26 protein-coding genes are annotated in these 27,000 nt (G+C 68.4%); 6 read left to right on the top strand and 20 right to left on the bottom strand.

Translation table 11 applies throughout. The features are described from left to right. Positions 1–5: 5 nt before the first annotated feature. The 7 genes from ACFVAV_RS06555 to ACFVAV_RS06585 all read right to left on the bottom strand — a co-directional run bounded on the left by ACFVAV_RS06555 (position 6) and on the right by ACFVAV_RS06585 (position 6,143). Complete coding sequence (locus tag ACFVAV_RS06555; protein ID WP_379030995.1) at positions 6–1,169, bottom strand: glutathionylspermidine synthase family protein; 1,164 nt, start codon at positions 1,167–1,169, stop codon at positions 6–8. Beyond that, positions 1,169–1,873, bottom strand: coding sequence for a hypothetical protein (locus tag ACFVAV_RS06560; RefSeq protein ID WP_379030998.1), 705 nt, complete (start codon positions 1,871–1,873; stop codon positions 1,169–1,171). Before ACFVAV_RS06560 ends, ACFVAV_RS06555 begins: the two co-directional genes overlap by 1 nt. Positions 1,874–1,904: 31 nt before the next feature. Then, on the bottom strand, positions 1,905–2,186 hold the full coding sequence (locus ACFVAV_RS06565) for an acylphosphatase (protein WP_379031001.1): 282 nt from the start codon (positions 2,184–2,186) through the stop codon (positions 1,905–1,907). 70 nt (positions 2,187–2,256) lie between these two features. Next, the gene (locus tag ACFVAV_RS06570; protein WP_379031004.1) at positions 2,257–2,700 is read right to left on the bottom strand and encodes an OsmC family protein; all 444 of its coding nucleotides are present in this window, start codon (positions 2,698–2,700) and stop codon (positions 2,257–2,259) included. Between the two features lie 91 nt (positions 2,701–2,791). After that, positions 2,792–3,493, bottom strand: a complete 702-nt coding sequence (locus ACFVAV_RS06575) for a response regulator (RefSeq protein ID WP_379031007.1) — start codon at positions 3,491–3,493, stop codon at positions 2,792–2,794. Continuing rightward, positions 3,490–5,991, bottom strand: coding sequence for a DUF4118 domain-containing protein (locus ACFVAV_RS06580; RefSeq protein WP_379031010.1), 2,502 nt, complete (start codon positions 5,989–5,991; stop codon positions 3,490–3,492). Before ACFVAV_RS06580 ends, ACFVAV_RS06575 begins: the two co-directional genes overlap by 4 nt. Next, on the bottom strand, positions 5,988–6,143 hold the full coding sequence (locus ACFVAV_RS06585) for a hypothetical protein (protein ID WP_379031013.1): 156 nt from the start codon (positions 6,141–6,143) through the stop codon (positions 5,988–5,990). The genes ACFVAV_RS06580 and ACFVAV_RS06585 overlap by 4 nt, the downstream gene beginning before the upstream one ends. A 290-nt stretch (positions 6,144–6,433) precedes the next feature. On the opposite strand from ACFVAV_RS06585, the gene ACFVAV_RS06590 reads away from it, so the two are divergent. The 5 genes from ACFVAV_RS06590 to ACFVAV_RS06610 are packed head-to-tail and all read left to right on the top strand — an operon-like array spanning position 6,434 to position 11,291. Next, positions 6,434–6,517, top strand: a complete 84-nt coding sequence (locus ACFVAV_RS06590; RefSeq protein WP_067449012.1) for a potassium-transporting ATPase — start codon at positions 6,434–6,436, stop codon at positions 6,515–6,517. Then, positions 6,514–6,600 (top strand): potassium-transporting ATPase subunit F, encoded by an 87-nt coding sequence (locus ACFVAV_RS06595; protein ID WP_218719288.1) that lies wholly within the window; start codon positions 6,514–6,516, stop codon positions 6,598–6,600. Before ACFVAV_RS06590 ends, ACFVAV_RS06595 begins: the two co-directional genes overlap by 4 nt. After that, complete coding sequence (gene kdpA / locus ACFVAV_RS06600; RefSeq protein ID WP_379031017.1) at positions 6,601–8,271, top strand: potassium-transporting ATPase subunit KdpA; 1,671 nt, start codon at positions 6,601–6,603, stop codon at positions 8,269–8,271. A gap of 1 nt (position 8,272) precedes the next feature. Then, positions 8,273–10,420, top strand: a complete 2,148-nt coding sequence (kdpB, locus tag ACFVAV_RS06605; protein WP_379031020.1) for a potassium-transporting ATPase subunit KdpB — start codon at positions 8,273–8,275, stop codon at positions 10,418–10,420. 1 nt (position 10,421) lies between these two features. Further along, complete coding sequence (locus ACFVAV_RS06610) at positions 10,422–11,291, top strand: potassium-transporting ATPase subunit C (protein ID WP_379031023.1); 870 nt, start codon at positions 10,422–10,424, stop codon at positions 11,289–11,291. A 63-nt stretch (positions 11,292–11,354) separates the two neighbouring features. Here the strand turns inward: ACFVAV_RS06610 and ACFVAV_RS06615 are convergent, their stop codons facing one another. From ACFVAV_RS06615 to ACFVAV_RS06660, 10 genes are all read right to left on the bottom strand, one after another. Beyond that, the gene (locus ACFVAV_RS06615; protein WP_379031026.1) at positions 11,355–13,487 is read right to left on the bottom strand and encodes a glycogen debranching N-terminal domain-containing protein; all 2,133 of its coding nucleotides are present in this window, start codon (positions 13,485–13,487) and stop codon (positions 11,355–11,357) included. Next, a complete protein-coding gene (locus ACFVAV_RS06620) occupies positions 13,484–14,653 on the bottom strand; it encodes a glycosyltransferase family 4 protein (RefSeq protein ID WP_379031813.1) in 1,170 nt (389 codons plus the stop codon). Before ACFVAV_RS06620 ends, ACFVAV_RS06615 begins: the two co-directional genes overlap by 4 nt. A gap of 282 nt (positions 14,654–14,935) precedes the next feature. After that, entirely contained in the window at positions 14,936–16,426 is a 1,491-nt protein-coding gene (locus tag ACFVAV_RS06625; protein ID WP_379031028.1) for a PstS family phosphate ABC transporter substrate-binding protein, read from the bottom strand. A gap of 92 nt (positions 16,427–16,518) precedes the next feature. Continuing rightward, on the bottom strand, positions 16,519–17,556 hold the full coding sequence (locus ACFVAV_RS06630; protein ID WP_379031030.1) for a PHP domain-containing protein: 1,038 nt from the start codon (positions 17,554–17,556) through the stop codon (positions 16,519–16,521). A gap of 5 nt (positions 17,557–17,561) precedes the next feature. After that, positions 17,562–18,143, bottom strand: coding sequence for a dihydrofolate reductase family protein (locus tag ACFVAV_RS06635; RefSeq protein ID WP_379031033.1), 582 nt, complete (start codon positions 18,141–18,143; stop codon positions 17,562–17,564). A 64-nt stretch (positions 18,144–18,207) separates the two neighbouring features. Beyond that, positions 18,208–19,068, bottom strand: a complete 861-nt coding sequence (gene mutM / locus ACFVAV_RS06640) for a bifunctional DNA-formamidopyrimidine glycosylase/DNA-(apurinic or apyrimidinic site) lyase (protein WP_379031036.1) — start codon at positions 19,066–19,068, stop codon at positions 18,208–18,210. A gap of 77 nt (positions 19,069–19,145) precedes the next feature. Beyond that, on the bottom strand, positions 19,146–19,877 hold the full coding sequence (gene rnc, locus ACFVAV_RS06645) for a ribonuclease III (protein WP_379031039.1): 732 nt from the start codon (positions 19,875–19,877) through the stop codon (positions 19,146–19,148). Positions 19,878–19,880: 3 nt separating this feature from the next. Next, the gene (gene rpmF / locus ACFVAV_RS06650) at positions 19,881–20,063 is read right to left on the bottom strand and encodes a 50S ribosomal protein L32 (RefSeq protein ID WP_040708879.1); all 183 of its coding nucleotides are present in this window, start codon (positions 20,061–20,063) and stop codon (positions 19,881–19,883) included. A 2-nt stretch (positions 20,064–20,065) separates the two neighbouring features. Further along, positions 20,066–20,749 (bottom strand): YceD family protein, encoded by a 684-nt coding sequence (locus ACFVAV_RS06655; RefSeq protein WP_379031042.1) that lies wholly within the window; start codon positions 20,747–20,749, stop codon positions 20,066–20,068. 86 nt (positions 20,750–20,835) lie between these two features. Next, entirely contained in the window at positions 20,836–21,609 is a 774-nt protein-coding gene (locus tag ACFVAV_RS06660; protein ID WP_379031045.1) for a DivIVA domain-containing protein, read from the bottom strand. 251 nt (positions 21,610–21,860) lie between these two features. On the opposite strand from ACFVAV_RS06660, the gene ACFVAV_RS06665 reads away from it, so the two are divergent. Beyond that, entirely contained in the window at positions 21,861–22,391 is a 531-nt protein-coding gene (locus ACFVAV_RS06665) for a GtrA family protein (protein ID WP_379031048.1), read from the top strand. 124 nt (positions 22,392–22,515) lie between these two features. Here the strand turns inward: ACFVAV_RS06665 and coaD are convergent, their stop codons facing one another. From coaD to ACFVAV_RS06680, 3 genes are read right to left on the bottom strand one after another with little or no spacing between them, the layout of a single operon-like run. After that, positions 22,516–23,001 (bottom strand): pantetheine-phosphate adenylyltransferase, encoded by a 486-nt coding sequence (gene coaD, locus ACFVAV_RS06670; protein ID WP_379031050.1) that lies wholly within the window; start codon positions 22,999–23,001, stop codon positions 22,516–22,518. Between the two features lie 3 nt (positions 23,002–23,004). Beyond that, entirely contained in the window at positions 23,005–23,568 is a 564-nt protein-coding gene (gene rsmD / locus ACFVAV_RS06675) for a 16S rRNA (guanine(966)-N(2))-methyltransferase RsmD (protein ID WP_379031053.1), read from the bottom strand. Beyond that, positions 23,565–26,963, bottom strand: coding sequence for a pyruvate carboxylase (locus ACFVAV_RS06680; RefSeq protein ID WP_379031056.1), 3,399 nt, complete (start codon positions 26,961–26,963; stop codon positions 23,565–23,567). Before ACFVAV_RS06680 ends, rsmD begins: the two co-directional genes overlap by 4 nt. Between the last annotated feature and the right edge of the window lie 37 nt (positions 26,964–27,000).

Genomic DNA, 27,000 nt, shown 5'->3' on the forward strand with positions numbered 1-27,000 from the left:
ACGGGTCAGTCGACGATGCGGTGCGGGACGAACGCGGCACCGTCATCGGTGATCAGGCCTGCCGTCTCGCGGATGCCGAGGCCCGCCGCCGTGTCGCCGACGACCCAGGCGCCGAGCACCGGGCGCATGCCGTCGAATTCCGGGAGCGGGTCGAGCAATTGGTAGACGAAGCCCTCGGCGCCGTACACGCCGCCGGTCGCGGTCTCCATGCCGGGACCGACGATGGTCATATTGGCGCCCTCGCGGCCGAGCTTGGGTTTGCGGATGTACTCGGTGAGCTCGTGCGGGCTGTCGAGGTAGGCGGGCAGCAGGTTCGGGTGGCCGGGGTACATCTCCCAGAGGACGGCCAGCAGCGCCTTGTTGCTGAGCAGTGTCGTCCACAGCGGTTCGATCCAGGCGGTGGCGGGCAGGCTCTCGACCACGCGCTTGCCGAAGTCGTCGTCGAGGATCCACTCCCACGGATACAGCTTGAAGGCCGCCTCGATCGGCGCCTCGGCCAGATCGACGAACCGGTGCAGCTCGGTGTCGAAACCGATCTCCTCGATCGGCAGCGCGACCGTGTCGAAGCCCGCCTCGGCCGCCGTCTCCTGCATGTAGGCGGTGGTCACGTTGTCCTCGCCGGTCGCGTCGGCGCCCGACCAGGTGAAGTGCAGCTCGGTGCCGGGCAGCACCTTGCGCAGCTCGGTCCAGCGTTCCACCAGCTTCTCGTGCAGCGAATTCCATTGGTCGCCACCGGGATACACCTGCTGCAACCAGTGCCACTGGATGATCGCGGCCTCGAGCAGCGAGGTCGGGGTGTCGGCGTTGTACTCGAGCAGTTTGGCCGGACGACGCGCGTCGTAGCGCAGATCGAAGCGCCCGTACACGTACGGGTCACTGCGGCGCCAGGATTCGGCGATCGGCGCCCAGCTCCACTCCGGCAGACCGAAATCGGCGTAGCGCTCGGTGAGCACCACGTGCTCGGCCGCGTGCAGGCACATCGACTGCAGCAGTTCCACATCGGCTTCCAGCGCGAGGATCTCGTCCATCGAGAACTCGTAGTGCACCGACTCGTCCCAGTACGGGCGCGGCTGACCGCTGGCATCGCGGCCGGGCGCGCCGTAGACCAGGCCCTGACTCTCGATGATCTGCTGCCAGCCCGGTCGCGGCGTACTCGCCACCCGGCGCACTAGGACCCGCTCCCGCCGGTCGACTTGCTGCCGAGCCCGCCGCGCTGGATCGTGGTGCCGCTCTTGGTGGTGATGGTCGCGTTGCGCGGCTTCACCGAACTGCCGCCGACCGGCGGCTTGCCGATGGTGGGCGTGCCACCGTAGTGGTACCGGTACTGCGGCCAGCCGAGCAGGATCAGGCTGCCACCGCCACCATGACTGGTGTCGCTGCGGAAGTTGGTCTTGCCATCGCCGCATTTGTCGTCCGGGACGACGACTTCGTTGCCGTTCTGGTCGATCTGCACGCACGAGGCGGTCACCTGGTCCGGCGCGGAGATCGCCCGGTAGGCCAGGTAGCCACCGCCGACCAGCGCGGCGACACCGACCACGGCGACACCGCCGATCATCACGCGTTTCCTGGTGCGCCGCTTGGCTTCCGCGGCCTCGGCCGCCGCGCGCTGGGCCTGCTCGGCCTGCTTGCGCGCCTTGTCGCGGGCCCGTGCCTCGCCGACCGTCGGCGGGCGCGGCTGGGTGACGCCGGGTTCCTGCCTGGCCATCCGGCCCGGCCGCGGGGGCTCACCCGCGGGTTCCGGCGCGGCGGGCGGTTGCTGCGGCATCGGCGGCCAGCCCGCACCGGGATCCGGTGGCTGCCACGGCGACTGCCCGGAGCCACCGTTCGGGGGCTCACCAGGTTGATCGGGCGGACCAGGGTTCTGTGTGCTCACCGCTGCCGCCCCCTAGCCCCCGAAGTCACCACTAGCGCTCCTCGAATCCCGTCATATCGCCCCGCGCGGGCTCCCAGCTTTCCACAACCAGGTCGACCCGGCCAGGTGCATGGCCGGACCGTAGCAGTTCCAGCAGCTTCTCGCCCGCGGTTCGCTGCCCTTCGGCGACGACATGCACCCGGCCGTCACTGTGGTTGCGCGCGTAGCCGGTGAGCCCGAGTTCCAGTGCGCGCGAGCGGGTCCACCAGCGGAAACCCACCCCCTGCACCATCCCGTGCACCCAGGCGCTCAACCGCACCGGCGTCTCGCTCATGCTGCATCCCCTCTGCCGGAGCGGGGGCCCGGCGCGGTGACGCTGCGCTGCCACCCCCAGCGCTGCCCGCTCATCCGTCGATGTCGAAGTTCAACGTCACCTTGGTGCCCGACTTGAGTGTGCGGCCCACAGTGCACACCTTGTCGACGGCGCGCTGCACGGTGACCAGTAGTCGCTCCCGGGCGGCCTCGTCCAGCTCGGACAGATCCAGTTCGACGACCTCGTCGAGCTGCGGGTACAGCTCGTTCTCCCGGTCGGCGTCGCCGGAGACGCGGATCGTGGCGTCGAAGTCGTCGCCGAGGCGCCGCGAGAGCGGCAGGTCCGAGCTGAGCCCGGTGCAGGCGGCGAGGGCGATCTTCAGCAGCTCACCGGGGGTGAACGCGCCCTCGACGCCCTGCGAGGCGATCAGGACCTCCGCGCCACGATTGCTGCGCCCGGTGTAGGCCCTGGTTCCGGTGCGCTCGACCCACAGTTCGGTCGGTGCGGTGGTCACGGGTGCGTTCTGCTCAGCCATGCCTAGATCCTGCCATTCGCGTCGAGGACGATTCACGCCTGGGAACGCCTGCGCACAGGGCGGCATTCCGCCGGAGTGACCCGCGGCACGTTCACTCCTGGAAGCGGTACCCCATGCCCGCCTCGGTCAGCAGGTGCCGCGGATTCGCTGGGTCGTCCTCGAGTTTGCGCCGCAACTGCGCGAGATAGACCCGCAGGTAGTGGGTCTCGGTGGCATAGGCGGGACCCCACACCTCACGCAGGAGTTCCTTACGCCCCACCAGCTTTCCGCGATGGCGCACCAGCATCTCGAGCATCCCCCACTCGGTGGGCGTCAGGTGCACCGCCGCACCCCGCTTGGTGACCTTCTTGGCGACCAGGTCGACGGTGAACGAGTCGGTGACCACCACCGGGTCCACGCTGTCGACATCGGTCGCCCCGCGCCGGACCGCGGCGCGCAGCCGGGCCAGCAGCTCGTCCATGCCGAACGGCTTGGTGACATAGTCGTCGGCGCCCGCGTCGAGCGCTTCGACCTTGTCGGCCGAGTCGGTGCGCGCCGAGAGCACCAGCACCGGCGCCGAGGTCCAGCCACGCAACCCGGCGAGTACCTCGATACCGTCCATATCCGGCAGGCCCAGATCGAGAATCACCACGTCGGGATGCTTCTCGGCGGCGGCGCGCAACGCGGCCGCCCCGTTGCCCGCGGTGATGACCTCGTACCCGCGCACCGACAGGTTGATCCGCAGTGCGCGCACGATCTGCGGCTCGTCGTCGACCACCAGTACTTTGACAGCGGGGGCCGCGTCATCCTTCACAGTGAAGACTCTCCTCGAAATCCGGGCAGGTCGACCAGCATGGTCAGGCCGCCGCCGGGGGTGGGTTCGGCATGCACTGTTCCGCCCATCGCTTCGACGAAGCCGCGCACCACCGACAGGCCGAGGCCGACGCCGGTGGTGTTGTCGCGGTCGCCGAGGCGCTGGAAGGGTTCGAACAGCTGCTCCTCGGTGCCCGCGGGGACACCGGGCCCGACGTCGACCACAGCGATCGAGACCCGGTCGCCGTCGTGTTCGGCGGTGACCCGGACCGGAGTCTCACGGCCGGAGTGACGCAAGGCGTTGTCGATCAGATTGGCCAGCACACGTTCGAGCAGTCCGAGGTCGGCGAGGACGGAGACCTCCCCGACCTCGACCTTCACCCGGTCCATCGCCGCCCGGCGTAGGCCGCGGGTGCCCATGCCGACGCTGACCAGCGCGCGATGCACGGCCTCGTCCATATACACCTGCCGCAGCTGCGGGGTCACGACGCCGACCGCGAGGCGCGAGGAGTCGAGCAGATTGCCCACCAGCGCCGTCAGCTGGTCGACGGACTCCTCGATCGCCTCCAGGAGTTCGCCGGTGTCCTCCGGCGAGAACTCGATGTCGTCGCTGCGCAGGCTGGACACGGCCGCTTTCGCACCGGCCAGCGGGGTGCGCAGATCGTGGCTGACCGCCGACAGCAGCGCCCGGCGCAGCCGGTCGGCTTCCAGCAGCGCCGCCGCCGCACTGGCTTCCTCGGCCAGCCTGGCCTGCCGGACCAGCCCGACCGCCTGATTGGCGACCGCGTTGAGCACCGGCCGGTCGGTGGAGTTGATCGCCCGGCCGGCCAGCAGCAGGTGGCTCTGCGCGTCACCCGCCTCGATGACGGTCTCGGCCTCGGACGGCCGCATCGGTGGCTTCGGTCCCACCGCGGCCACGATCTGATCGCCGCACTGCACACTCACCGCGCGCTGCCCGTAGGTCTCGCGGACCTGCTCGAGCAGGTTCGTCAGGTCGGCGCCGTGCAGCACCGAACCGGCGAACATCGTCAGCAGCTCCGCTTCGCGGGAGGCCTTGCGCGCCTGCAGCGTCCGCTTGGCCGCCACGTCGACCAGCGCGGCCACGGCGACGGCGACAATCAGCAGCACGACCACGGTGACGAAGTTGTCCGGCTCGGCGATGGTGAAGCTGTAGCGCGGCTCGGTGAAGTACCAGTTCAGCAGCAACCCCGACAGCAGCGCCGACAGCCCGGCGGGCACCACGCCACCGAACAGCGCCACCCCGACGACGCCGACGAAGAACATGGCGCTGAGCCCGCCCAGTTTCAGCCAGCCGTCAAGGAGCACCCAGCAGATCACGCTCACCAGCACCGGCACGACGATCGCGGCCAGCCACGCGGTGACCGGGCGGCGCGGACTCAGCCAGTGCCTGCGCACTCCCCGGTTGGCTTCCTCGTGGGTCACCATGTGCACGTCGATCTTCCCGGACCGCTGCACCACGGTGGACCCGATGCCCTCGTCGATCATCCTGGCCCACCGCGAACGCCGCGACGTGCCGAGCACCAGCTGCGTGGCGTTGACTTCCCGCGCGAACTCGAGCAGCGCGGTGGGTACGTCGTCGCCGGTGACGGTGTGCAGTGACGCGTCGAGACCGGCGGCGAGTTCGCGGAGCTTGGCCATCCGCTCGGTCGACACCCCGGCGAGGCCGTCGCCGCGCACCACGTGCACCACGACCAGATCCGCGCTGGACTTCGACGCGATCCGCCCGGCCCGGCGCACGACCGTCTCCGATTCCGGCCCACCGGTCACCGCGACGACCACCCGCTCGCGGGCCTCCCACAGCTCGGTGATCTTGTGGTCGGCCCGGTATTTGGCGAGCGCGGCGTCGACCTGGTCGGCCAGCCACAGCAGTGCCAGCTCGCGCAGCGCGGTCAGGTTGCCGGGGCGGAAGTAGTTGCGCAGCGCCGCGTCGACCTTGTCGGCGGCGTAGACGTTGCCGTGGGAGAGCCTGCGCCGCAACGCCTCCGGCGTGAGGTCGACGAGCTCCACCTGATCGGCCGCGCGGACGACGGCGTCGGGCACCGTCTCGCGCTGCTCGATACCGGTGATCTGCTGGACCACGTCGTTGAGGCTCTCGAGGTGCTGCACATTGACCGTCGAGATGACATCGATGCCCGCGGCGAGCAACTGCTCCACGTCCTGCCAGCGCTTCTCGTGCACACTGCCCGGCGCGTTCGTATGCGCCAACTCGTCGACGAGCACCACCGCGGGCCTGCGAGCCAGCACGGCATCGACGTCGAGCTCGGGCAGCTCGGTCCCCCGGTACTCGATCAGTTTCGTCGGAATCCGCTCGATGCCCTCCAGCAGGTCGGCGGTCTTCTTCCGGCCGTGCGTCTCCACGACGGCCGCGACCACATCGCGGCCGCGTTCCAGCCGCCGATGCGCTTCGCCGAGCATGGCGTAGGTCTTGCCGACGCCCGGCGCCGCACCGAGGTAGATGCGCAGCTGTCCGCGTTTCACCTGTTCATCATCGCGTGTCGATGCTCCGAAGCCTGCGGGCGCACCGGCAACACACCGACGGTCACCATCGGCGCGTGTGACGTGTCGAGCCGGCCCAGCACCCGGATCAGCAGCAGCGATGCGACGAAACCGAAGATCACCGCCAGGGTCACCACAGACACCGTGATCTCACTTTCCGTGAACAAGGGACCGGCGGCGTTCTTCGCAGGCCGGTGCACCCTTTGTAACCGCGCGGATATCGCCTGATCTCGATCTTTACGGTGTGTTGACGGCTATCGGCCCTGCCTTGACGGCATCCTCACACTCGCTACCGGGCGTCGCGTCAACATTCCGCAAAGGCCGTACCACCCGGCGCTAAGGAGTCGTAAGGAAACCACGCCGAGCCCTGATCCGGCGCTTCACTCACCTAGGCGCTTCACCTCGAAGCGCAAGGAGGTTGGAAATGTCTGTCGTGGTGTTCACGGTGCTCACCGTGGCGATCTTCGCGCTGCTGGGCTTGATCCAGCGAGGGGTGGAGAAGCTGTGATCGCGAACCTTGTCGGTCTGGTTCTGGCCGTCCTCGTCGCCGTGTACATGGTCGCGGCGCTGCTCTTCCCCGAGAGGTTCTAGGTGAGCACGACAACAGCGGGGATCGCGTTCGTCGCGGCCCTGGTCATCACGCTGGCCCTGGTGCATGTGCCGCTCGGCGACTACATGTACCGGGTCTACAGCAGCGACAGGCACTCCCGCGCCGAACGGCTGATCTACCGTGCCATCGGCGCCGAACCCGAAGTCGAACAGACCTGGCCGGTCTATGCCCGCAGTGTGCTGGCGTTCTCGGCGGTCGGCATCCTGTTCCTGTTCTTCTTCCAGCTGGTGCAGGGCGCGCTGCCGCTGCACCTGAACGACCCCGGCACCGAGATGACCCCGGCGCTGGCCTGGAACACCGCGGTCAGCTTCGTCACCAACACCAACTGGCAGAACTACTCCGGTGAGTCGACCCAGGGTCACCTGGTGCAGATGGCCGGTCTGGCGGTGCAGAACTTCGTCTCCGCGGCCGTCGGCATGGCGGTGGCGGTGGCGCTGGTGCGCGGGTTCGCCCGTCGCCACACCGGTGAACTCGGCAACTTCTGGGTGGATCTGGTGCGCGGCACCCTGCGGATCCTGCTGCCGATCGCGTTCGTCTTCGCGATCGTGCTGATCGCCGGTGGCGTCATCCAGAACTTCCACCTGCACGATCAGGTCGCCCAGACCATCGGCGGCGCCGAGCAGACCCTGACCGGCGGCCCCGTCGCCAGCCAGGAGGTCATCAAGGAACTCGGCACCAACGGCGGTGGCTTCTACAACGCCAACTCCGCGCATCCGTTCGAGAACGCGAGCACCTGGACGAACTTCCTGGAGATCTTCCTGCTGATGGTGATCGCCTTCTCGCTGCCGCGCACGTTCGGCCGGATGGTCGGCAACACCTTGCAGGGCTACGCGATCGTGGCGGTGATGGGCACGATCGCGCTGACCAGCATCGCGCTGACCAACCTGTTCCAGCTGCGGCATCACGGCACCGTGCCGACCGCGATCGGCGCGTCCATGGAAGGCGTGGAAACCCGCTTCGGCGTGGCCGATTCGGCCACCTTCGCCGGCGCGACGACCCTCACCTCGACCGGTGCGGTGAACTCGTTCCACGATTCCTACACCAGCCTCGGCGGCCTGATGACGATGTTCAACATGCAGCTGGGCGAGGTCGCGCCCGGCGGTGTCGGCTCCGGCCTCTACGGCATGCTGATCCTCGCCGTGATCACGGTCTTCGTGGCGGGCCTGATGGTCGGCCGCACCCCCGAGTACCTCGGTAAGAAGATCACCCCGCGCGAAATCAAGCTGGCCGCTTCCTATTTCCTGGTGAGCCCGCTGATCGTGCTGATCGGCACCGCCGTCGCCATGGCCATGCCCGGCCAGCGGGCGAGCATGCTCAACAGCGGCCCGCACGGGCTCTCGGAAGTCCTGTACGCCTTCACCTCCGCGGCCAACAACAACGGTTCCGCCTTCGCCGGACTCACCGGCAACACCGAGTGGTTCAACACCGCGCTCGGCCTGGCCATGGTGTTCGGCCGGTTCCTGCCGATCATCTTCGTGCTGGCCCTGGCCGGTTCGCTGGCCCAGCAGGGCACCACTCCCGCGTCGATCGGCACGCTGCCGACGCACCGGCCGCAGTTCGTCGGCATGGTCGTCGGTGTGACGGTGATCCTGGTCGCGCTCACCTTCCTGCCCGCTCTCGCGCTCGGGCCGCTCGCCGAAGGAATTCACTGAAATGACCAGTCCCGCACTCGAAACACCGGCCGCGCCGCGGCCCGAGCACCGGACCAAGGGTGTGCAGAAGGGCGTCCTGGATCCGAAGCTGCTGCTCACCTCCCTGCCCGACGCGCTGCGCAAGCTGGATCCGCGCACGCTGTGGAAGAACCCCGTCATGCTGATCGTGGAGATCGGCGCGGTGTGGTCGACGATCCTGGCGATCGCCGATCCGAGCTTCTTCGCCTGGGCGATCGTGGTGTGGCTGTGGCTCACCGTCGTCTTCGCCAACCTGGCCGAGGCCGTCGCGGAGGGGCGCGGCAAAGCACAGGCCGACACTCTGCGAAAAGCCAAGACCGACACCGTCGCTCGCCGATTGGCCGACTGGACCCCCGGTGGCCGCATCGTCGAGGAACGGATCGCCGCGACCGAACTGCGCCGCGGTGACGTCGTCGTGGTCGAAGCCGGTCAGGTCATCCCCGGCGACGGCGACGTCGTCGAAGGCATAGCCTCGGTGGACGAATCGGCCATCACCGGCGAATCCGCCCCGGTCATCCGCGAATCCGGTGGCGACCGGTCGGCCGTCACCGGCGGCACCACGGTGCTCTCGGACCGGATCGTCGTCGAGATCACCCAGGAACCCGGCGCCAGCTTCATCGACAAGATGATCGCGCTCGTCGAGGGCGCCAGCCGCCAGAAGACACCGAACGAGATCGCGCTCAACATCCTGCTGGCCGCGCTCACGATCATCTTCATCTTCGCGGTCACCACGTTGCAGCCGCTCGCGATCTTCGCCAAGTCGAACAACCCCGGCGTGCCGGACACCTCGGCGCTGGATGCGCACGGCATCACCGGCATCGTGATGGTCTCGCTGCTGGTCTGCCTCATCCCGACCACCATCGGCGCGCTGCTCTCGGCCATCGGCATCGCCGGGATGGACCGGCTCGTGCAGCGCAACGTGCTGGCCATGTCGGGTCGTGCGGTGGAAGCCGCGGGCGATGTGAACACGCTGCTGCTCGACAAGACCGGCACCATCACCCTCGGCAACCGCCAGGCCGCCGAATTCGTCCCGATGCCGGGCATTCCCGACGACGAGCTCGCCGACGCCGCCCAGCTGTCGAGCCTGGCCGACGAGACGCCGGAGGGGCGGTCGATCGTCGTGTTCGCCAAGCAGACGTTCAACAAGCGGGAACGTTCCGCCGGCGAGCTGCCCGGTGCCACCTGGGTGGAGTTCACCGCGCAGACCCGCATGTCGGGTGTCAACCTGGCCGATGGGCACCAGCTGCGCAAGGGGGCAGCGGGTGCCGTCACCGAATGGGTTCGCGGCCACGGTGGTTCGGTACCCGAGCAGGCCGCGATCATCGTCGACGACATCTCCGCCTCCGGCGGCACCCCGCTGATGGTCGGCGAGGTCTCCGGCGGCACCCCGCGGCTGCTCGGCGTCATCCACCTCAAGGACGTCGTCAAGCAGGGCATGCGGGAACGCTTCGACGAGATGCGCCGCATGGGCATCCGCACGGTGATGATCACCGGCGACAACCCGTTGACCGCCAAGGCGATCGCCGACGAAGCCGGCGTGGACGACTTCCTCGCCGAAGCCACGCCGGAGGACAAACTCGCCCTGATCAAGAAGGAACAGGACGGCGGCCGCCTGGTCGCCATGACCGGTGACGGCACCAACGACGCGCCCGCCCTCGCCCAAGCCGACGTGGGCGTGGCGATGAACACCGGCACCTCGGCCGCCAAAGAGGCGGGCAACATGGTCGATCTGGATTCGGACCCGACCAAGCTGATCGAGATCGTGGAGATCGGCAAGCAGCTGCTGATCACCCGTGGCGCGCTCACCACCTTCTCCATCGCCAACGACATCGCCAAGTACTTCGCGATCATTCCCGCGTTGTTCGTGGCGCTGTTCCCCGGCCTGGACGCACTGAACATCATGCGCCTGGCCAGCCCGCAGTCGGCGATCCTGTCCGCGGTCATCTTCAACGCGATCATCATCGTGGCGCTCATCCCGCTGGCGCTGCGCGGTGTCGACTACCGGCCGAGCAATGCCTCGAAGCTGTTGAGCCGCAACCTGACGATCTACGGCCTGGGCGGCATCATCGCGCCGTTCCTCGGCATCAAGATCATCGACCTGCTCGTCCAACTCCTCCCCGGGATGTCCTGAAATGCGTATGTCAACCTGGATCCGCCAGCACCTGGCCGCCCTGCGCGCCCTGCTCGTGCTGACCGTGATCACCGGAATCGTGTACCCCGTCGCGGTTTTCGCGGTCGCGCAGCTGCCGGGACTCGACGACAAGGCCGACGGCTCGCTGATCGAGCGGGACGGAAAGCTGGTGGGCTCCAGCCTGATCGGGCAGTCGTTCGCCGACGCCGACGGCAAGGCCATGGCGCAGTACTTCCAGAGCCGCCCGTCGGCCGCGGGCGACGGCTACGACCCGCTGTCCACCGCGGCGAGCAACCTGGGACCGGAGGACATCGTCGACACGGCCGCCCGCCCCAGCCTGCTCACCACCGTGTGCACCCGCTCGAAGGAGATCGGCGACCGTGAGGGGGTCGACGGCACCCGCCAGTTCTGCACGAAAGACGGTGTGGGCGCCGTGCTCTCGGTGATCGGGCCACGCGATGCCGACGGCGGCGTGTCCCGGCCGGTGCGGGTGGTCAGCGTCAACGAGCTCTGCCCGGCGCAGCCGTTCCTCGCGACGTTCCGCGGCGTCGCCGTGGAGTGCGCGCAGGAGGGCCAAGACTACTCGGTCGGCCGGATCATCCCGATCCTCGGCGACGCCCCGGCCGATGCCGCCGTGCCCGCCGACGCGGTCACGGCCGGCGGCAGCGGCCTGGACCCGCACATCTCCCCCGAGTACGCGGCCATCCAGGTCGAGCGGGTGGCGACGGCGCGCGGCATCACCGCCGAGCAGGTTCGCGCGGTGCTGGACGAGCACACCGACGGGCGCACGCTCGGTTTCCTCGGTGAGCCGCAGGTGAATGTCGTCGAGCTCAATCTCGCACTGGACGAACGCTTCCCGTTCCAGGGCTGAGCTGCCACCGCACGACGATCGGGGCCGGATCCACCACGGATCCGGCCCCGACGCGTCGACGCGCTACTGCTCGTCGGTGATCAGCGCCCATCCGTCGGGCAGTCCCGTCACGGTGACCGTGGATCCGCAGACCTCGATGTCGACGGTGACCTCGCCGAGCCGGAACTCCGACATCCGCACACACCCCCAGGCCGGCGGCACCTGCGGCCGCAGGGTCAGGGTCCGGGCGGGCACATCGGGGTCGAGCCCGAGGAACGACCGCACCAGCAGCAGCGGCGCCGCGCTCGCCCACGCCTGCGGCGAGCACGAGGTGGGATAGGGCACCGGCGCCGCGAAACGCGTACGCGGGAAACCGCAGAACAACTCGGGCAGCCTGCCGTCGAACGCGGCCGCGGCGTCGAGCAGTCCGGCCGACAGCTTGGTCGCCAGTTCCACCGCGCCCGGCACGTGCTGGTAGCGCATGAGCCCGGCGACCGCGATCGCCGTGTCGTGCGGCCACACCGACCCGCTGTGATAGCTCATCGGGTTATAGGCGCCCATGTTCGACGACAGTGTGCGCAGGCCGAAGCCCGAATCCATCTCCGCCTTGGACAGGTTCTCGATCAGGAGCTCGGCGTGCTCGTCGGTGGCGATGCCCGACCAGAGGCAGTGCGCCGCATTGCTGGTCAGCGCGTCGACCTGCCGCTTGCTGCCGTCCAGTGCCACGGCGTACCACCCGCACTGAGGTAGCCAGAACTGCTCCGCGAACTTGGTCCGCAAATCGGCCGCGCGTTCGCGCATCCGATCGGCCAGGGCGGGATCGTCGAACGCGTCGGCCAGCTCGGCCCTGGCCAGGTACGCCGCGTACACATACCCCTGCACCTCGCACAGGGCAATCGGTGCCTGCGCGATATGTCCTGCGGCGTCGTTGATCCCGTCGAAGCTGTCCTTCCAGCCCTGGTTGATCAGACCGCGATCGGTGGCGCGCACGTATTCGACGAAGCCGTCGTCGTCGCGGTCACCGAAGTCGGTGATCCAGCCGATCGCCGCGTCCGCCGCGGGCAGCAGGGTCGCGATGGAGGCCGGTTCGGCGCCCCAGCGCAGGCATTCGGCGAGCAGCATCACGAACAGCGGTGTGGCGTCGACGGTTCCGTAGTAGATCTGGCCGCCCAGTACCTGCCCGACCGCGGGTCCACGCCGCATCTCGTGCATGATCCGGCCCGGTTCCTCTTCCACCAGCGGATCGACCGTCTGGCCCTGCAATTCGGCCAGCTGCTGCAGAGTCCCCAGGGCGAGATCGGTCTCCAACGGCAGCGACATCCATGCCGTGAGCAGGGAGTCCCGGCCGAACAGTGTCATGAACCAGGGCGCGCCCGCCGCGACGAACGGCCTGCCGGTGCCCGAGTCGGGCTGGATCTGCAAGGCGCCCAGGTCACTTTCGCTGCGGCGCAGGATCTGGTTGAGCAGCCCGAAATCGGCGGAGATGTCGGTGGCGGTGGCCCGCCACGCCTGGATCTTGCGCACCGGCTCACTGGCCCGGTACCGCTCGCCCGGGGTGCCCTGGGTCTGCGGACGCTGCGCGGCGCCCGCGGGCTGGGCGGTGATCTCGGTCTGCCAGCGTCCGCCCGCGGGAACGACGACGCGCCAGATCATGGTGCCGTTCAGCACCATCGGCTCGACGGTCGAGGTGAGCGCGAGCCCGCGCGAGAGGTCGGCCCGGTCGTGCAGCAGCAGCTCGCCGTCGGCGGTCGTCATCTCCGCCCGGTGGCCGTTCATCCGGCCTTCCTTCACCGAGAACAGGTCGACGAAATCGGCGTCGACGTGCAGCTCGATCACCACCGCGGTGGCCTCGCGGCTCATGTTCTCCAGCGTGATGAGCTCGTGCATGCCCTCGGCGACGAGGCGATCGCGCACGACGAGCAGGGTGCTGTCGGCCCTGCCCTGCTGCGGCGGCCTTCGCTGCACGAACCGTGCCGCGAAGGCCTCCGGGCTCAGCACCGACAGCGGTTCGGGCCGTTTGCCGTCGATCATCAGCTCCCAGCGCGAAATCACCCTGGCGTCACGGAAGAACAGGCCCTGCGGCTTGCCCGGCTCGATATCGCCGAGCCGGTCGGACAGGCAGAAGGTGCCGCCTTCGACGAGGGTAACGTTGCCGCCGAGCCCCGCGGGTTCCCCCGCGTTGAGTGGGCTCGGCGGCGACGCGCTGTTCAGGCTCATCCGCGCCCGCTGACCGCCGCCCCGAACGGCATCGGCATCGCGAACGCGTTGCCGTACCCGATCGTGGTGCGGGCCAACAATTGCCGGTACACCTGCTCGTAGCCACCGCCGAGCGTGTCGTCGCCGAAATTCGCTTCGACGTGCGCCCGGCAGGCCGCCGGATCGAACGTCGCGACTTCCGCGATGGCGCCGGGCAACTCGTCCGGCTCCTCACAGATGCGTCCGGTGACGCCGTCGACCAGCACCTCGGCCACCGCGCCGCCGCGCAACGCGACCACCGGCGTTCCGCAGACCATTGCCTCGATCATCACCATGCCGAACGGCTCCTCCCAGCAAATGGGGAACAGCAGACACCGCGCTCCGGACAACAGTTTACGCTTGGCCGTCGCGTCGGCGAGACCGAATACATGATCGTCGTCGGTCAGCCGCGGGCGCACGTACTCCTCGAAGTAGGCCTTCTCATGCGGCTCGGAACACTTGCCCGCCAGGATGAGCGGGATTCCGGCCGCGTGGGCGGCGTCGAGCGCCAGATGCGGGCCCTTGTCCATGTGGAAGCGGCCGAGGAACAGCGCGTAGTCCTGCTTCTCGGTCTGGAACGGCCACAGATCCGGCCGCAGCGCGTTGTGCACGCGTCCTGCCCACGGCAGATCGGGCGCGAGTTCGCGCTGCCGGTCGCTGATCGCGACGAGCGAGCATTCCTCGCCCAGTTCGCGGTAGTAGTCGTAGCACTCGTCCTGCACGGGACCGTGCACGGTGACCAAGGTCGGCAAGCCGAGATTGGCGTAGGCGGGTGCGTTCAGCGGACCCGCGAAGGTGTGATCGTGGACCAGGTCGATACCTTCGGTCTCGGCCAGGCGCTCGATCGCGCGGCGCACCCGCAGGGCGTGCACCACCTCGGGAAACGGATCGCCGAGTCGTTCCGGGACGATCCGGTCCCACAGCGGGACGAAATTCGCCTTGGTACCCGGTTCGCCCGCACCGAACAGGGTGACGTGATGGCCGCGCTCACAGAGCGAATCGACCAGATCGGCTACGACGGCCTCGACGCCGCCGTATGCCTTGGGAGGGACATCGAAATACGGTGGAACCACCATCGCGATCCGCAGTGGGCCGCCGTTGTGCTCGATCGAGTAGAGATCGGACGTGGAGAACCCGGTCGGCGACATTGCCGACATATCTGCACTCATGACCTTCCTTCCAGGGACACAACCTCGCAACACTTGCGCGAACAAGAGATGGCCGCCTCGGCGGGGTGGAGACGAGAGCTTCACCGCCGTCCATGGGGCATGGTTGGCCTGGTCAGACGTGGAACGCACCACCTGGGTGCCCGCCTGAACAGAGGGGCCGTAGTGGAACGTACCCCGCTACCGGTGAGTAAACCAGTGGTTTGCTGGGTTTTGAGTCGGCGATTCTGTGCCGCGACAGGAGATTACGCCGTCAGAGGCGGTCTACGGCGTACAGAATTTCGGTTCGCCCGGATCGCCGCACGGGATGTTGCCGAACTCGGTCATGGTGAGCCTGGCCTTACCCCGCGTCAGATAGTCCAGGAACTGGGCCACCAGCGAATCACCGGCGACCGGTCCATGAGTGTAGGCGTACTCGACACCGGTGAAGCGGTAGGCACCGGAACGGATCGTGTCGGACGTGGGGCCTACCCCGTCGATCGTGACGGCCGCGACCGCACTGCCGATCGCCGAGGTTTCCAGATACCCCACCGCACCGGGGATTTTGGCAACGAATGTAGCCACTTCCTCGGTGACGTCGACCTCGCACTGCTCGCCACCCGCGGCCATCCCGACGCAGCTGGTGTAGCGGAACACCTTGCGGTTGTCCTCGAGCAGTCTCGACTCCAGCGCGCGGCGCGTCCCCGAGCCCGCGGTCCGATCGATCAGCACCACCGGCAGGTCGGGCCCGCCGATCTGGTTCCAGTTCCTGACGCTTCCGCGGTAGAGGTCCCTGACCTGCTGCGTCGTCAGGTCTTTCAGCCCGACACCCGGGTGCACGACCATGGAGAACGACGCGCGAGCCAGCGGCAGCTCGGTGAGCGCCTCGAACGAGGTGCCCTTGGACCCGTCACCGATGGCGAGCATGCCCTGCGTCGGCCCCGTTTTGGCCAACGTGCGCAACCCCGGCTCGGTGCCGGCGAAGTCGAACCGGAATCGTGCTCCGGCGCAGGTCTTCTCGTAGTTCTGCGCCGCCTTGCGGATCATCGGCGCCATCGCGGTGGAGCCGACTACGGTGAGATCGCCCGCAGCACAGTCGCGCGGCGGCGGATCGCCGCGCAGCACGGTGGCCAGCAATTGCACCATCACCACCAGGGCGAGGAACACGCTCAGACCGAGCAGCGCGGGTTCCCGCCGCGAGCGGCTGGTGGTTTCGACGAATCGGCCGCCCTTGAGGCTGCCCGCCTTGCTCACCACCTGCTCCGCGTTGACGTCTTGCGGATCGGGGGCCGGACCTGCCAGCACAGCCAGCACCTTGTAGTGCTCACCGCGTTCGAGCCGTTCGCTCGGCAGCACGATCCGCGCGGCATTGTCCGCGCCTACGCTGGGAGCCAGCTCCCGCAGGGCATCGCTGAGCGCGGTCACCGGTTGCCCCGTGCGGGTGACCCGCTCGGTGACCTCGAGCGCCCGGATCGTGTGGTGCCGGAACAGGAGTCGTGGGCTCTCGGCGGCGGCGTAGTCATCGTCCTCGATCACCGTGGAGCCGTAGTTCTCGATCCGGATCAGCACCACCGACACCGGCTCTGCCGCCGAGTTGACCCCCTGTGCCGCTGCGCCATTGGCGTCGGTGAGCTGGATCCGGCTGGCCGGGGTGTTCATCTGCACGCGGTAGCCGAGGCGCTTGCGGCCGACGAAAACGAACTCACGGAGAAAAGTGGCCGTCGCTACGAGCAGACCGAGCGTCGACAGCACGATCTCGACCGGGAACTCACCCATCGGCTTCCCCCCTCACCCCGGATACCTGTATCCGACTATCTATCAGGCCGATCCGTGACCGCAGCGCCCGACGCCAGGTGTTCGGCGAGTCTTCACCCGGTGGTCGCCGCGCACCAGGCCAGCAGCTCGTCGACGGGCCAGGTGTTGATCACCCGGTCGGCGGTGACGCCGTTGGCCAGTGCGCGCTCGCAACCGTAACCCTGCCAGGCCAATTGGCCCGGGGCGTGCGCGTCGGTGTCGATGCTGAAGTGACAGCCCATGTCGACGGCCAGGTCGATGAGGCGGCCGGGTGGGTCGCGGCGTTCGGGGCGGCTGTTGATCTCCACGGCGGTGCCGTACTTGCGGCAGGCTTCGAAGACGAGTTCGGCGTCGAAGGTGGATTCGGGGCGGGTGCCGCGGCCACCCTCGACGAGGCGGCCGGTGCAATGGCCCAGGACATCGACATTCGGGTTCGCGACGGCGTAGACCATGCGCTTGGTCATGGTGGCGCTGTCGTCGCGCAGGTGTGAATGCACGCTGGCCACAACGACATCCAGGCGTTCGAGCAGATCGGCACGCTGGTCGAGGGTGCCGTCGTCGAGGATGTCGACCTCGATGCCGGTGAGGATGCGGAAGGGTGCCAGCTGGTCGTTGAGCTCGGCGACCACGTCGAGCTGGCGCAGCAGGCGTTCGGCGGACAACCCGTTGGCGACCTTCAATCGCGGCGAATGATCGGTCAGCGCACAGTATTCGTGGCCGAGCGCCGCGGCGACACCCATCATCTCGGCGATCGGGCTGCCGCCGTCGGACCAGTCCGAGTGCGTGTGCAGATCACCGCGCAGCAGGGTGCGCAGCGGGTCGCCCGCGGGCCCGACCGGTTGTGCGGCACCGCGCAGTTCGACCAGGTAGTCGGGAACCTCACCGGTACAGGCCTGTTCGATGACGGCGGCGGTCTTGGGACCGATGCCGGGCAGCTCACGCCAGCTGTGCTCGCGGGCCCGGGTGGCCCGCTCGGTGTCGGACAGGGCGGCGACGACGTCGGCGGCGCGGCGGTAAGCCTTCACCCGGTGTGTCTCCGCGCGCGAGCGTTCGAGCCAGAACCCGATCTCGCGCAGGGCCGCCACCGGGCCGGGACTCGCCGCCGACGTCATCGGCGCTACCTGATCCGGCCGTACTTGAGGAACGCGACGCCGTCGGCGTACACGCGGCTGGTGATCACCCGGAACCGTTCCGGCTCGGGCAGTTTCGTGCCGCCACCGAACAGCGGGCGACCGGTGCCGAGCACCACCGGGTGCAGTTTGAGGAACACCTGGTCGATCTCGGGCAGCAGCGTCTGCGCCAGCTCGCCGCCACCGCACAGCCAGATACCAAGTCCCGCTTCACGTTTCAGCTCTCGAACGGCGGAAACCGGATCGTCCGTGATCAGCTCGACCCCGGGTGCGGGCGGCTCGGGCAGCGTCGTGGACACCACGAACTGCCGCAGGTGCTCGTACGGGCTGGCGGTGCCGGTGCGCACCCCGAAGTCGTGGGTCTTGCGCCCCATGATCACGGTGTCGAAGTACACGTTGCCCGCCGCGATGCCGCGTGACTCGCGCACCTTGGTCGGCAGCGTCTCGGGGTACTGCGAGGTGATCGCGGGCCCGTGGTCGCCGCCGACCGGGAAGAAGTCCAGGGTCCCGTCCTCGGCGGCGATGAACCCGTCAATCGTCGATGCCACGAAATAGGTCAGCTTACGCATAACGTCCTCCTGCACGGACCTGGTCCTTGTACGACCTGTCAGGAGAAACCGTAGCGTGCCCGGATCAGCGGCGGCGCGGCTTCCGCTGACACTTCGGGCAGGAAAACGACGAACGATTCATGAATTGCTCGCGGATCAGCAGCGTGCCGCAGCGGTCGCACGGCTCGTCCACGCGCCCGTAGGCGGCCAGCGAGCGGGAGAAATACCCGGATTCGCCGTTGACGTTCACATACAGGGCGTCGAAGGAGGTGCCGCCGACGGCCAGCGCCTCGTTCATCACCGCGGTGACACTGTCGAGCAGGGTTCGCACGACCGGGCGGGTGAGGTCGGCGGCGACGCGGGTGCCGTGCAGACCGGCCCGCCACAGCGCCTCGTCGGCGTAGATGTTGCCGATGCCCGACACGACCGTCTGGTCGAGCAGCACCCGCTTGATCTCGGTGTTCTTGGCGCGGATCTTCGCGACCACGGCTTCGCGGTCGAACCGCGGATCCAGCGGATCACGGGCGATGTGGGCGACCGAGTCCGGGACGACGGTGCCGTCGACCTCGACGAGGTCGGCCAGCGCCCAGCCGCCGAAGGTGCGCTGGTCGACGAACCGCAGCTCACTGCCGTCACCGAGGGCGGCGCGGATATGGGCGTGTTTCTCGACGGGGGCGCCTGCGGGCTGCACCAGCATCTGACCGCTCATCCCCAGATGGACGACCAGCGCGGTGTCGGGTTCGTCGAAGGTGAGCCACAGGTACTTGCCGCGGCGCTGCGCGTCCTCGATCTTCAGGCCCGTGAGACGGCCCGCCAAATCGACACCACCCGCGATGTGCCTGCGCACAGCTCGCGGGTGGGTGACGGCGACGGAATCGATGACCCGACCGACCGCATGCTCGGCCAGACCGCGCCGTACCACCTCGACTTCGGGCAGCTCGGGCACAGGTCAGGCTGTCTCGTCGCGCGTGCCCTCGAGGGCCTGCGTGGTTACGCTCCGCTGCCGCCTCCGGCCCGCCGTGGTCACGCGTCGGGTACGGATTCGTCGGTGAGTGCCTTGTAGGCGGTGCCTGCGGCCTTCTGCTCGGCTTCCTTCTTGGAGCGGCCGACACCCTGACCGTACGGACGACCGGCGATCACCGTGGTGGCGGTGAACTCCTTGTTGTGGTCCGGGCCGGTGGAGGTGATCTCGTAGCTGGGCACACCGAGTCCGCGTTCGGCGGTGAGCTCCTGCAGGCTGGTCTTCCAGTCGAGGCCGGCACCCATGCGGGGGCCACGCTCGAGCAGTTCGGCGAACAGGCGCAGCACGACGCCACGGGCCACTTCGATGCCGTGCTCGAGATGCACGGCGCCGAGCAGGGACTCCATGCCGTCGGCGAGGATGCTCGGCTTGTCGCGGCCGCCGGTGAGCTCTTCGCCCTTGCCGAGCAGCAGGTACTGACCGAGTCCGCCGTCGCCGAGACCACGCGCCACCTCGGCGAGCGCGTGCATGTTCACCACACTGGCGCGCAGCTTCGCAAGCTCACCCTCGGACTTGTCGGGGTGCTCGGTGTAGAGGCGCTCGGTGATGCTGAGGCCGAGCACCGAGTCGCCGAGGAACTCGAGGCGCTCGTTGGTCGGCAGGCCGCCGTTCTCGTACGCGTACGACCGGTGCGTCAGCGCGAGGCGCAGCAGCTCCGGTCGTACGTCGACACCGAGGGCGGTGAGCAGGCTGGCGTGATCGGCCGAGCCCGCTGTGTCTTTGCTGGCTGTCACGAATCAGACAGCAGAGGTGACCTGGCGGCCCTTGTAGGTGCCGCAGGACGGGCACGCGATGTGCGGGAGGGTCTTCTCACCGCAGGCACGGTTCGGGCAGGTGACCAGGGTCGGCGCGGTGGCCTTCCACTGGCTGCGCCGCGACCGGGTGTTGGAACGGGACATCCGGCGCTTGGGAACAGCCACGGCTACTTCTCCTCTGTGTTTTCGCTGACCACGTCGGCATCGTTTGCCACGGGAGCGGATCGGTCTGGGGTGGTGGAACCCTCAGCGGGGTCGCCGGTGCCGGGCGCCTCTGCGGCGAAACCCGCCAACTTGGCCCAGCGAGGGTCCAGTATCTCATGCCCATGATCAGGACCCGCAATCGCCATCCGCACACCGCACTCGGGGCACAGGCCCGCGCAGTCCGGGGTGCACAGCGGCTGCAGCGGAAGCTCCAGGCCGATGGCGTCGAGGATCACCGGCTCGAGATCGATGAGGTCGTCTTCCATGCGGTAGACCTCGTCGTCCTCGGTCGTCTGTTCGGTGGTGCTGTCCGGATACGCGAACAGCTCCGTCAGACGAATCTCCACCTGGTCGTCGAACGGTTCGAGGCAGCGCGAGCACTCCCCGACCGTGGGACCGGACGCCGTGCCGGTGACCAGCACGCCTTCCGAGACCGCCTGCAGCTGCAGATCGAGTTCCACCGCGGCGTCGGCCGGGATGGCGATCAGGTCGAGACCCAGCCGCTCATGGTCGGTGACGGTGCGACGCAGTTCCCGCATGGTTCCCGGCCGGCGGCCGAGACTGCGGGCATCCAGCACGAAGCCCGCGTCGGACACAGGACCACTGGTCTTGTGCGGACGCGAGGGCGAACCGGAAGCGGCGGGCATCACTGACTCACTTACTCCTGAGGGGATTTGGGCAACCACTCAACAGTACGGCAGGACCCCGCCCGAACTCAAAACGCGCTGCGGGCTCAGCGCCGGTGCTCGGCCACGTATTCCGGGTATTCGGCGGCCTGACCGCCGCGCATGTGCTGGCGGCCGCGGGTGATCGTGCGGCGGGCGGTGGCCAGCGTCTCGCCCAGCGCGGCGAGCCTGCCGTCGAACTCGGCCATCTGCTCGTCGACGTAGTCGTCGCATTCGGCGCGTACCCGGTCGGCCTCGGTCTGCGCGCCGTCGATCAGGCGCGCCGACTCGGCGTGCGCGGCGCGCACGACCTCGGTCTGCGCGACCAGCCTCGCCTGTTCGGCCTTGCCGTCGGCGACCGAGCGCTCGTAGGAGTCCTTGCCCGCCTGGATGGCCCGGTCGGCGTCGATCTGGGCGCGGCCGGTGAGCTCGTCGTATTCGGCGTTGCCGTCGGCGACGACCCGATCGGCCTCGGCCTGCGCGGTCGCGACCAGGCGGTCGGCGTGCGTGGTGGCCTCGGCGACCATCCGGTCGGCGTGCGCCTTGGCGTCGGCGAGGATGCGGTCGGCCTCGGCGCGGGCCTTCTCGATGGTGGTGCGCGCCTGCTCGTTGGCGGAGGTGACCGTGGCCTCGGCGCCGGTGCGGGCGTCGCCGACGATCTTGTCGCGGTGGTCGAGGACGTCCTGGGCGTCGTCGAGCTCACCGGGCAGGGCGTCGCGGACGTCGTCGAGCAGTTCGAGGACATCGCCACGGGGCACGATGCAACTGCGGGTCGGCGGAATGCCGCGCGCCTCTTCGACGATGGCGACCAGCTCGTCGAGTGCTTCGAATACGCGATACATGCTCACTACCCTCCTGCCGACTCACGGCGAAACCACTACCGCCGTGGCCCAGTGTGCCTGGCTGCGGCGCGTGTTCCGAATGTCGTCGCGGTGTGTCGCGACAGTGTCCTAGATCGCACAGATATCAAGTGGAGTGAACCCCTCCACTTCCGCTACCATCGGGAGGCACGACAACGCCGTCCGCCGGGAAGCACTGCACATTTTTAGCTGTTGTACCTCTCGACGCTCGTTCATTGCGATCGGAGTCGACCATGACCGTTCTGGAAACACCGCGAACCGCGGTGTCGCATGTCGCGGGCATGTTCACTCCCTGGATCGGCACGTTTCCCGTGCCCGCGCCGAGCGCGCCTGCGCCCGCGCTGCGTCCGCAGGTCGATCGGGCGCTCACCTACGTGCGCGGTGACCACGCACTCCCCCAGCTCATCCGCTTCGCCCTGGTCGGCGGATTCAGCAATGTCGCCTACGTGCTGCTGTTCTTCGCCATGCACGGCATCGGCCCGCTGATCGCCAATGTGGCCGGCTCGGTCGTCAGCACGATCATCGCCAACGAGCTGCACCGCCAGCTGACCTTCCATGCCGCCGGCCGTGTCACCTGGTTCACGGCCCAGTGGGAGGGCGGCGGACTCGCGCTGCTCGGTTTGGGCATCACGACGGCGGGCCTGGCCGCGCTGGGCGTGTGGGCCCCCGGCCTGGGCGACAGTGTCCAGGCGCTGGCGGTCCTGGCCATCACCGCCGCGGTCGGCGGCATGCGCTTCCTTGCCCTCCGAGGCCTCGTCTTCTGAGGCTGTCCCCGCCCCTCCGCGACTCAGGCCGGATTCAGGCGCACATCACTTCGCGTCGGCGACCTGCGGAAAGTTGCCGGTGACGTGAGCTCGTACCCGGTGAGTTACCCATGTACCGGCGTAATCAGCTACGACGTTCTGCGAGGCGGTCGAGGAGGCGCTTGTGAACTGCTGGGGGCAGCATGTCGCTGACGTCGCCGCCGTAGGCCGCGACTTCCTTCACCAGTGAGCTGGACAGGAAGCTCAGGGACGGGTTGGTGGCGATGAAGAAGGTGTCGACGCCGGCCAGCTTGTGGTTCATCTGGGCCATCTGGAGCTCGTAGCCGAAGTCGCCCGCGTCGCGCAGGCCCTTGACGATCGCGCCGACGCCTTCCTGCTTGGCGAAGTCGACCAGCAGGCCCTGCCACGACGCGACGCGCACATTGGGTAGGTGGGCGACCGCTTCGCGCAGCAGTTCCATGCGCTCATCGACGGTGAACATGCCCTGTTTCTTGGGGTTCACCATGACGGTGATGATCACCTCGTCGAATTGCGCGGCCGCGCGGGTGAACACGTCGAGGTGACCGTTGGTGACCGGGTCGAAGGAGCCGGGGCACAGTGCTGCAGCCATGGGTCAGACGCTAGCACCGAACTCGGCGAGCTCGATTCTGGTCTCCCCGTATTTGCGCGTTTTCAGCGGCGCATAGCCTGCGGGCCAAGTGATTTCGGGTGAGCGGATGGATCGCTCGACGATCACCAGCGCGTCCGGCGCGAGCCAGCCGTTGGCCGCCAGCGCGGTGAGGTCGGCGAGCACGTCCTCGGTGCTCACGTCGTACGGCGGGTCGGACAGGACCAGGTCGTAGGCGGCGGGCGCGGCGTGCGCCAGCACCGAGCCGACCGTGCCGACGCGCAACTCGGCCCCGGGCAGGCCGAGCTCGGCGATATTGGCGCGCACGACCGCGGCCGCCTTGCGGTCGGCCTCGATCAGCAGGGCGTGCGCGGCGCCACGCGAGAGCGCCTCCAGACCGAGCGCGCCCGACCCCGCGTACAGGTCGACGACCCGCACACCGTCGAGGTCGAGGCGCGCGGCGATGGCGCTGAACAGGGCCTCACGCACCCGGTCCGAGGTGGGCCGGGTACCGGCGGGCGGCACCTTCAGCCGCCGCCCGCCTGCCGTGCCCGCGACGATGCGGGTCATTCCGACTCGCGCGCAGCCAGTTCCACCAGCAGATCGCCGCCCTCGACCTGCTGCACCTTGGCGGTCGCGATCCGGCCGACGATGCCGCCGCGCGGCGCGGTGATGGCGGCTTCCATCTTCATGGCCTCGATCGTGCCGACGGTGTCGCCCGCGTGGATCTCGTCGCCCTCGGAGACCGCCAGGGTGACGACGCCGGCGAAGGGTGCGGCGATGTGGCCAGGGTTGTTCTTGTCGGCCTTCTCCGCAGCCGGAACCTCCGAAGCGATCGACCTGTCGCGCACCGCGATCGGGCGCAGCTGCCCGTTCATGATGCACATCACCGTCCGCATGCCCTTCTCGTCCGGCTCGGAGATCGCTTCCAGCCCGATGAGCAGGGTCACACCCTTCTCCAACTGCACACGGTGTTCCTCACCGCGGCGCAACCCGTAGAAGAACTGGTTCTCCGACAGACCGGTGGTGTCGCCGTACTTCTCCCGATGCGCCTGGAATTCCGCGGTCGGGCCGGGGAACAACAAACGGTTGAGGGTGTCGCGGCGTTCGGCCGAGGAACCATCCAAACCCTTCTCGTCCGCCGGGGTCAGCGGGGTCTCCGGTTTGGGTTCGTTGCGTCCGGCCAACGCCTTGCTGCGGAACGGTTCCGGCCAGCCACCGGCCGGGGTGCCGAGTTCACCACGCAGGAAACCGATCACCGAATCCGGAATGTCGTAACGGCCCGGATCAGCAGCGAAAGCGTCGATCCCGACACCGGTACCGACCAACGCCAACGCCAGATCACCGACGACCTTCGACGACGGAGTCACCTTCACCAACCGACCCAACAACCGGTCCGCGGCAGCGTACTTGGCTTCGACTTCCTCGAACCGGTCACCCAACCCGAGCGCGATCGCCTGCTGACGCAGATTCGACAACTGACCACCCGGGATCTCGTGGGTATACACACGCCCGGTCGGGGCGGGCAGACCCGACTCGAACGGCGCATACACCTTTCGCAGCGCCTCCCAATACGGTTCGAGATCGCACACGTTCTGCAAGCTCAGGCCGGTGTCACGCTCGGTGTGGGCGGCCGCGGCCACGATCGCCGACAGAGCCGGCTGCGAGGTGGTGCCCGCCATCGCCGCCGATGCACCGTCGACGGCATCGGCACCGGCCTGCCAGGCGGCCAGGTAGGTGGCGAGCTGACCGCCCGGGGTGTCGTGGGTGTGCACATGCACCGGCAGATCGAAGTTGCTGCGCAACGCCGTCACCAGCTTCGCCGCCGCGGGTGCCCGCAACAAACCGGCCATGTCCTTGATCGCGAGCACATGCGCGCCGGCGTCGACGATCTGCTCGGCCAACTTCAGGTAGTAGTCCAGGGTGTAGAGCGTCTCGTTCGGATCCAGCAGATCACCGGTGTAGGACAACGCGACTTCGGCGACCGCCGTACCCGTTTCGCGTACCGCGTCGATCGCCGGACGCATCTGATCGACATTGTTGAGCGCGTCGAAGATACGGAAGATATCGATACCCGTGGTCGCAGCCTCGGACACGAACGAGCGGGTCACCTGCTCCGGGTACGGGGTGTAGCCGACGGTGTTACGGCCACGCAGCAACATCTGAATACAAATGTTGGGCACCGCTTCACGCAATGCTGCCAGCCGCTCCCACGGGTCCTCGTGCAGGAACCGCAGCGCCACATCGTAGGTCGCGCCACCCCACGCCTCGATCGACAACAACTCCGGGGTCAGGCGCGCGACATGCCCGGCCACACCCAACAGACCGTTGGTCCGCACACGCGTCGCCAACAGCGACTGATGCGCGTCACGGAAGGTGGTGTCGGTGACCCCGAGGGCTTTCTGCTCCCGCAGGGCCCGCGCGAAACCCTCGGGCCCGAGGGTGAGCAACCGCTGACGCGACCCGTCCGGCGGCGGCACCGTCAGATCGACAGCGGGCAGCTTGTCGTACGGGTACACCGTGGTCGGGCGGTTACCGTGCGGCTTGTTGACGGTGACGTCGGCCAGGTAGCTCAGGATCTTGGTGCCACGGTCGGCCGAGCCGCGCGAGGTCAGCAGTTCGGGACGCTCGTCGATGAACGAGGTGGTGACCCGGCCCGCCTGGAAGTCGGGGTCGTCGAGCACCGACAGCAGGAACGGGATATTGGTCGTGACGCCACGGATACGGAACTCGGCCAGCGCGCGGCGGGCGCGGGCGGCCGCGGCGGGCAGGTCGCGACCACGGCAGGTCAGCTTGACCAGCATCGAGTCGAAGTAGGCGCCGATCTCCGCGCCCAGGTTCGCGCCGCCATCGAGGCGGATACCCGCGCCACCCGGCGTGCGGTAGGCGGTGATGCGGCCGGTGTCGGGCCGGAAACCGTTGGCCGGGTCCTCGGTGGTGATACGGCACTGCAGCGCGGCGCCACGAATGGACACCTTGTCCTGGCTCAGGCCGAGGTCGGCGAGAGTCTCCCCTGCCGCGATCCGCAACTGCGACTGCACCAGATCGACATCGGTGATCTCCTCGGTCACCGTGTGCTCGACCTGGATCCGCGGGTTCATCTCGATGAACACATGCTTGCCACGCTCGTCGAGCAAGAACTCCACCGTGCCCGCATTGCTGTACCCGATCTGACGAGCGAAAGCCACCGCGTCCGCGCAGATCCGTTCCCGCAGTGCGGGATCCAGATTCGGGGCGGGCGCGAGCTCGATCACCTTCTGGTGACGGCGCTGCAGCGAGCAGTCACGCTCGAACAGGTGCATCACATTGCCGTGCTGATCGGCCAGGATCTGCACCTCGATGTGGCGCGGGTTCACCACCGCCTGCTCGAGGAACACCGTCGGATCACCGAACGCCGACTCCGCCTCACGCGAAGCCGCCTCGATCGACTCACGCAACTGCTCAGGCGCGGCGACCCGGCGCATACCGCGGCCACCACCACCGGCCACAGCCTTGACGAAGATCGGGTACTCGAACTCCTGCGACGCCGCCAGCAACGCACCGATGTCGGCGCTGGGCTCACTGGACTTCAACACCGGCAGCCCGGCAGCCTTCGCCGCCGCGATCGCGGTGGCCTTGTTACCAGCCATCTCCAGCACCGACGCCGACGGACCGATGAAGGTGATGCCCTCACGCTCACACGCCGCGGCGAGGTCGGGATTCTCCGACAGGAACCCGTAACCGGGGTAGATGGCGTCAGCACCCGCCGACTTGGCCGCATCGATGATCGCCTCGATCGACAGGTACGCCCGGACGGGGTGCCCTTCCTCGCCGATCTGGTACGACTCGGCCGCCTTCAACCGGTGCACGGAGTTGCGGTCCTCATGGGGGAACACCGCGACCGTTCCGATGCCGAGTTCGTATGCCGCGCGGAATGCGCGAATGGCGATCTCGCCGCGATTGGCGACCAAGACTTTCGAGAACATTGGACCACGGTACCCGGCCGTGACCGCACCACCGACA

The sequence above is a fragment of the Nocardia sp. NPDC057663 genome (genome assembly GCF_042799895.1).
In the GTDB taxonomy this organism is placed as follows: Bacteria; Actinomycetota; Actinomycetes; order Mycobacteriales; family Mycobacteriaceae; genus Nocardia.

Excerpts from the sequence above, each read along its gene's own strand:
- ACFVAV_RS06565 (WP_379031001.1), bottom strand. The coding sequence starts at position 2,186 with ATGAGCGAGACGCCGGTGCGGTTGAGCGCCTGGGTGCACGGGATGGTG.
- ACFVAV_RS06570 (WP_379031004.1), bottom strand. The coding sequence starts at position 2,700 with ATGGCTGAGCAGAACGCACCCGTGACCACCGCACCGACCGAACTGTGG.
- ACFVAV_RS06590 (WP_067449012.1), top strand. The coding sequence starts at position 6,434 with ATGTCTGTCGTGGTGTTCACGGTGCTCACCGTGGCGATCTTCGCGCTG.
- kdpB (WP_379031020.1), top strand. The coding sequence starts at position 8,273 with ATGACCAGTCCCGCACTCGAAACACCGGCCGCGCCGCGGCCCGAGCAC.
- ACFVAV_RS06610 (WP_379031023.1), top strand. The coding sequence starts at position 10,422 with ATGCGTATGTCAACCTGGATCCGCCAGCACCTGGCCGCCCTGCGCGCC.
- ACFVAV_RS06615 (WP_379031026.1), bottom strand. The coding sequence starts at position 13,487 with ATGAGCCTGAACAGCGCGTCGCCGCCGAGCCCACTCAACGCGGGGGAA.
- ACFVAV_RS06620 (WP_379031813.1), bottom strand. The coding sequence starts at position 14,653 with ATGTCGCCGACCGGGTTCTCCACGTCCGATCTCTACTCGATCGAGCAC.
- ACFVAV_RS06625 (WP_379031028.1), bottom strand. The coding sequence starts at position 16,426 with ATGGGTGAGTTCCCGGTCGAGATCGTGCTGTCGACGCTCGGTCTGCTC.
- ACFVAV_RS06630 (WP_379031030.1), bottom strand. The coding sequence starts at position 17,556 with ATGACGTCGGCGGCGAGTCCCGGCCCGGTGGCGGCCCTGCGCGAGATC.
- ACFVAV_RS06635 (WP_379031033.1), bottom strand. The coding sequence starts at position 18,143 with ATGCGTAAGCTGACCTATTTCGTGGCATCGACGATTGACGGGTTCATC.
- ACFVAV_RS06655 (WP_379031042.1), bottom strand. The coding sequence starts at position 20,749 with ATGCCCGCCGCTTCCGGTTCGCCCTCGCGTCCGCACAAGACCAGTGGT.
- ACFVAV_RS06660 (WP_379031045.1), bottom strand. The coding sequence starts at position 21,609 with ATGTATCGCGTATTCGAAGCACTCGACGAGCTGGTCGCCATCGTCGAA.
- ACFVAV_RS06665 (WP_379031048.1), top strand. The coding sequence starts at position 21,861 with ATGACCGTTCTGGAAACACCGCGAACCGCGGTGTCGCATGTCGCGGGC.
- coaD (WP_379031050.1), bottom strand. The coding sequence starts at position 23,001 with ATGGCTGCAGCACTGTGCCCCGGCTCCTTCGACCCGGTCACCAACGGT.
- rsmD (WP_379031053.1), bottom strand. The coding sequence starts at position 23,568 with ATGACCCGCATCGTCGCGGGCACGGCAGGCGGGCGGCGGCTGAAGGTG.
- ACFVAV_RS06680 (WP_379031056.1), bottom strand. The coding sequence starts at position 26,963 with ATGTTCTCGAAAGTCTTGGTCGCCAATCGCGGCGAGATCGCCATTCGC.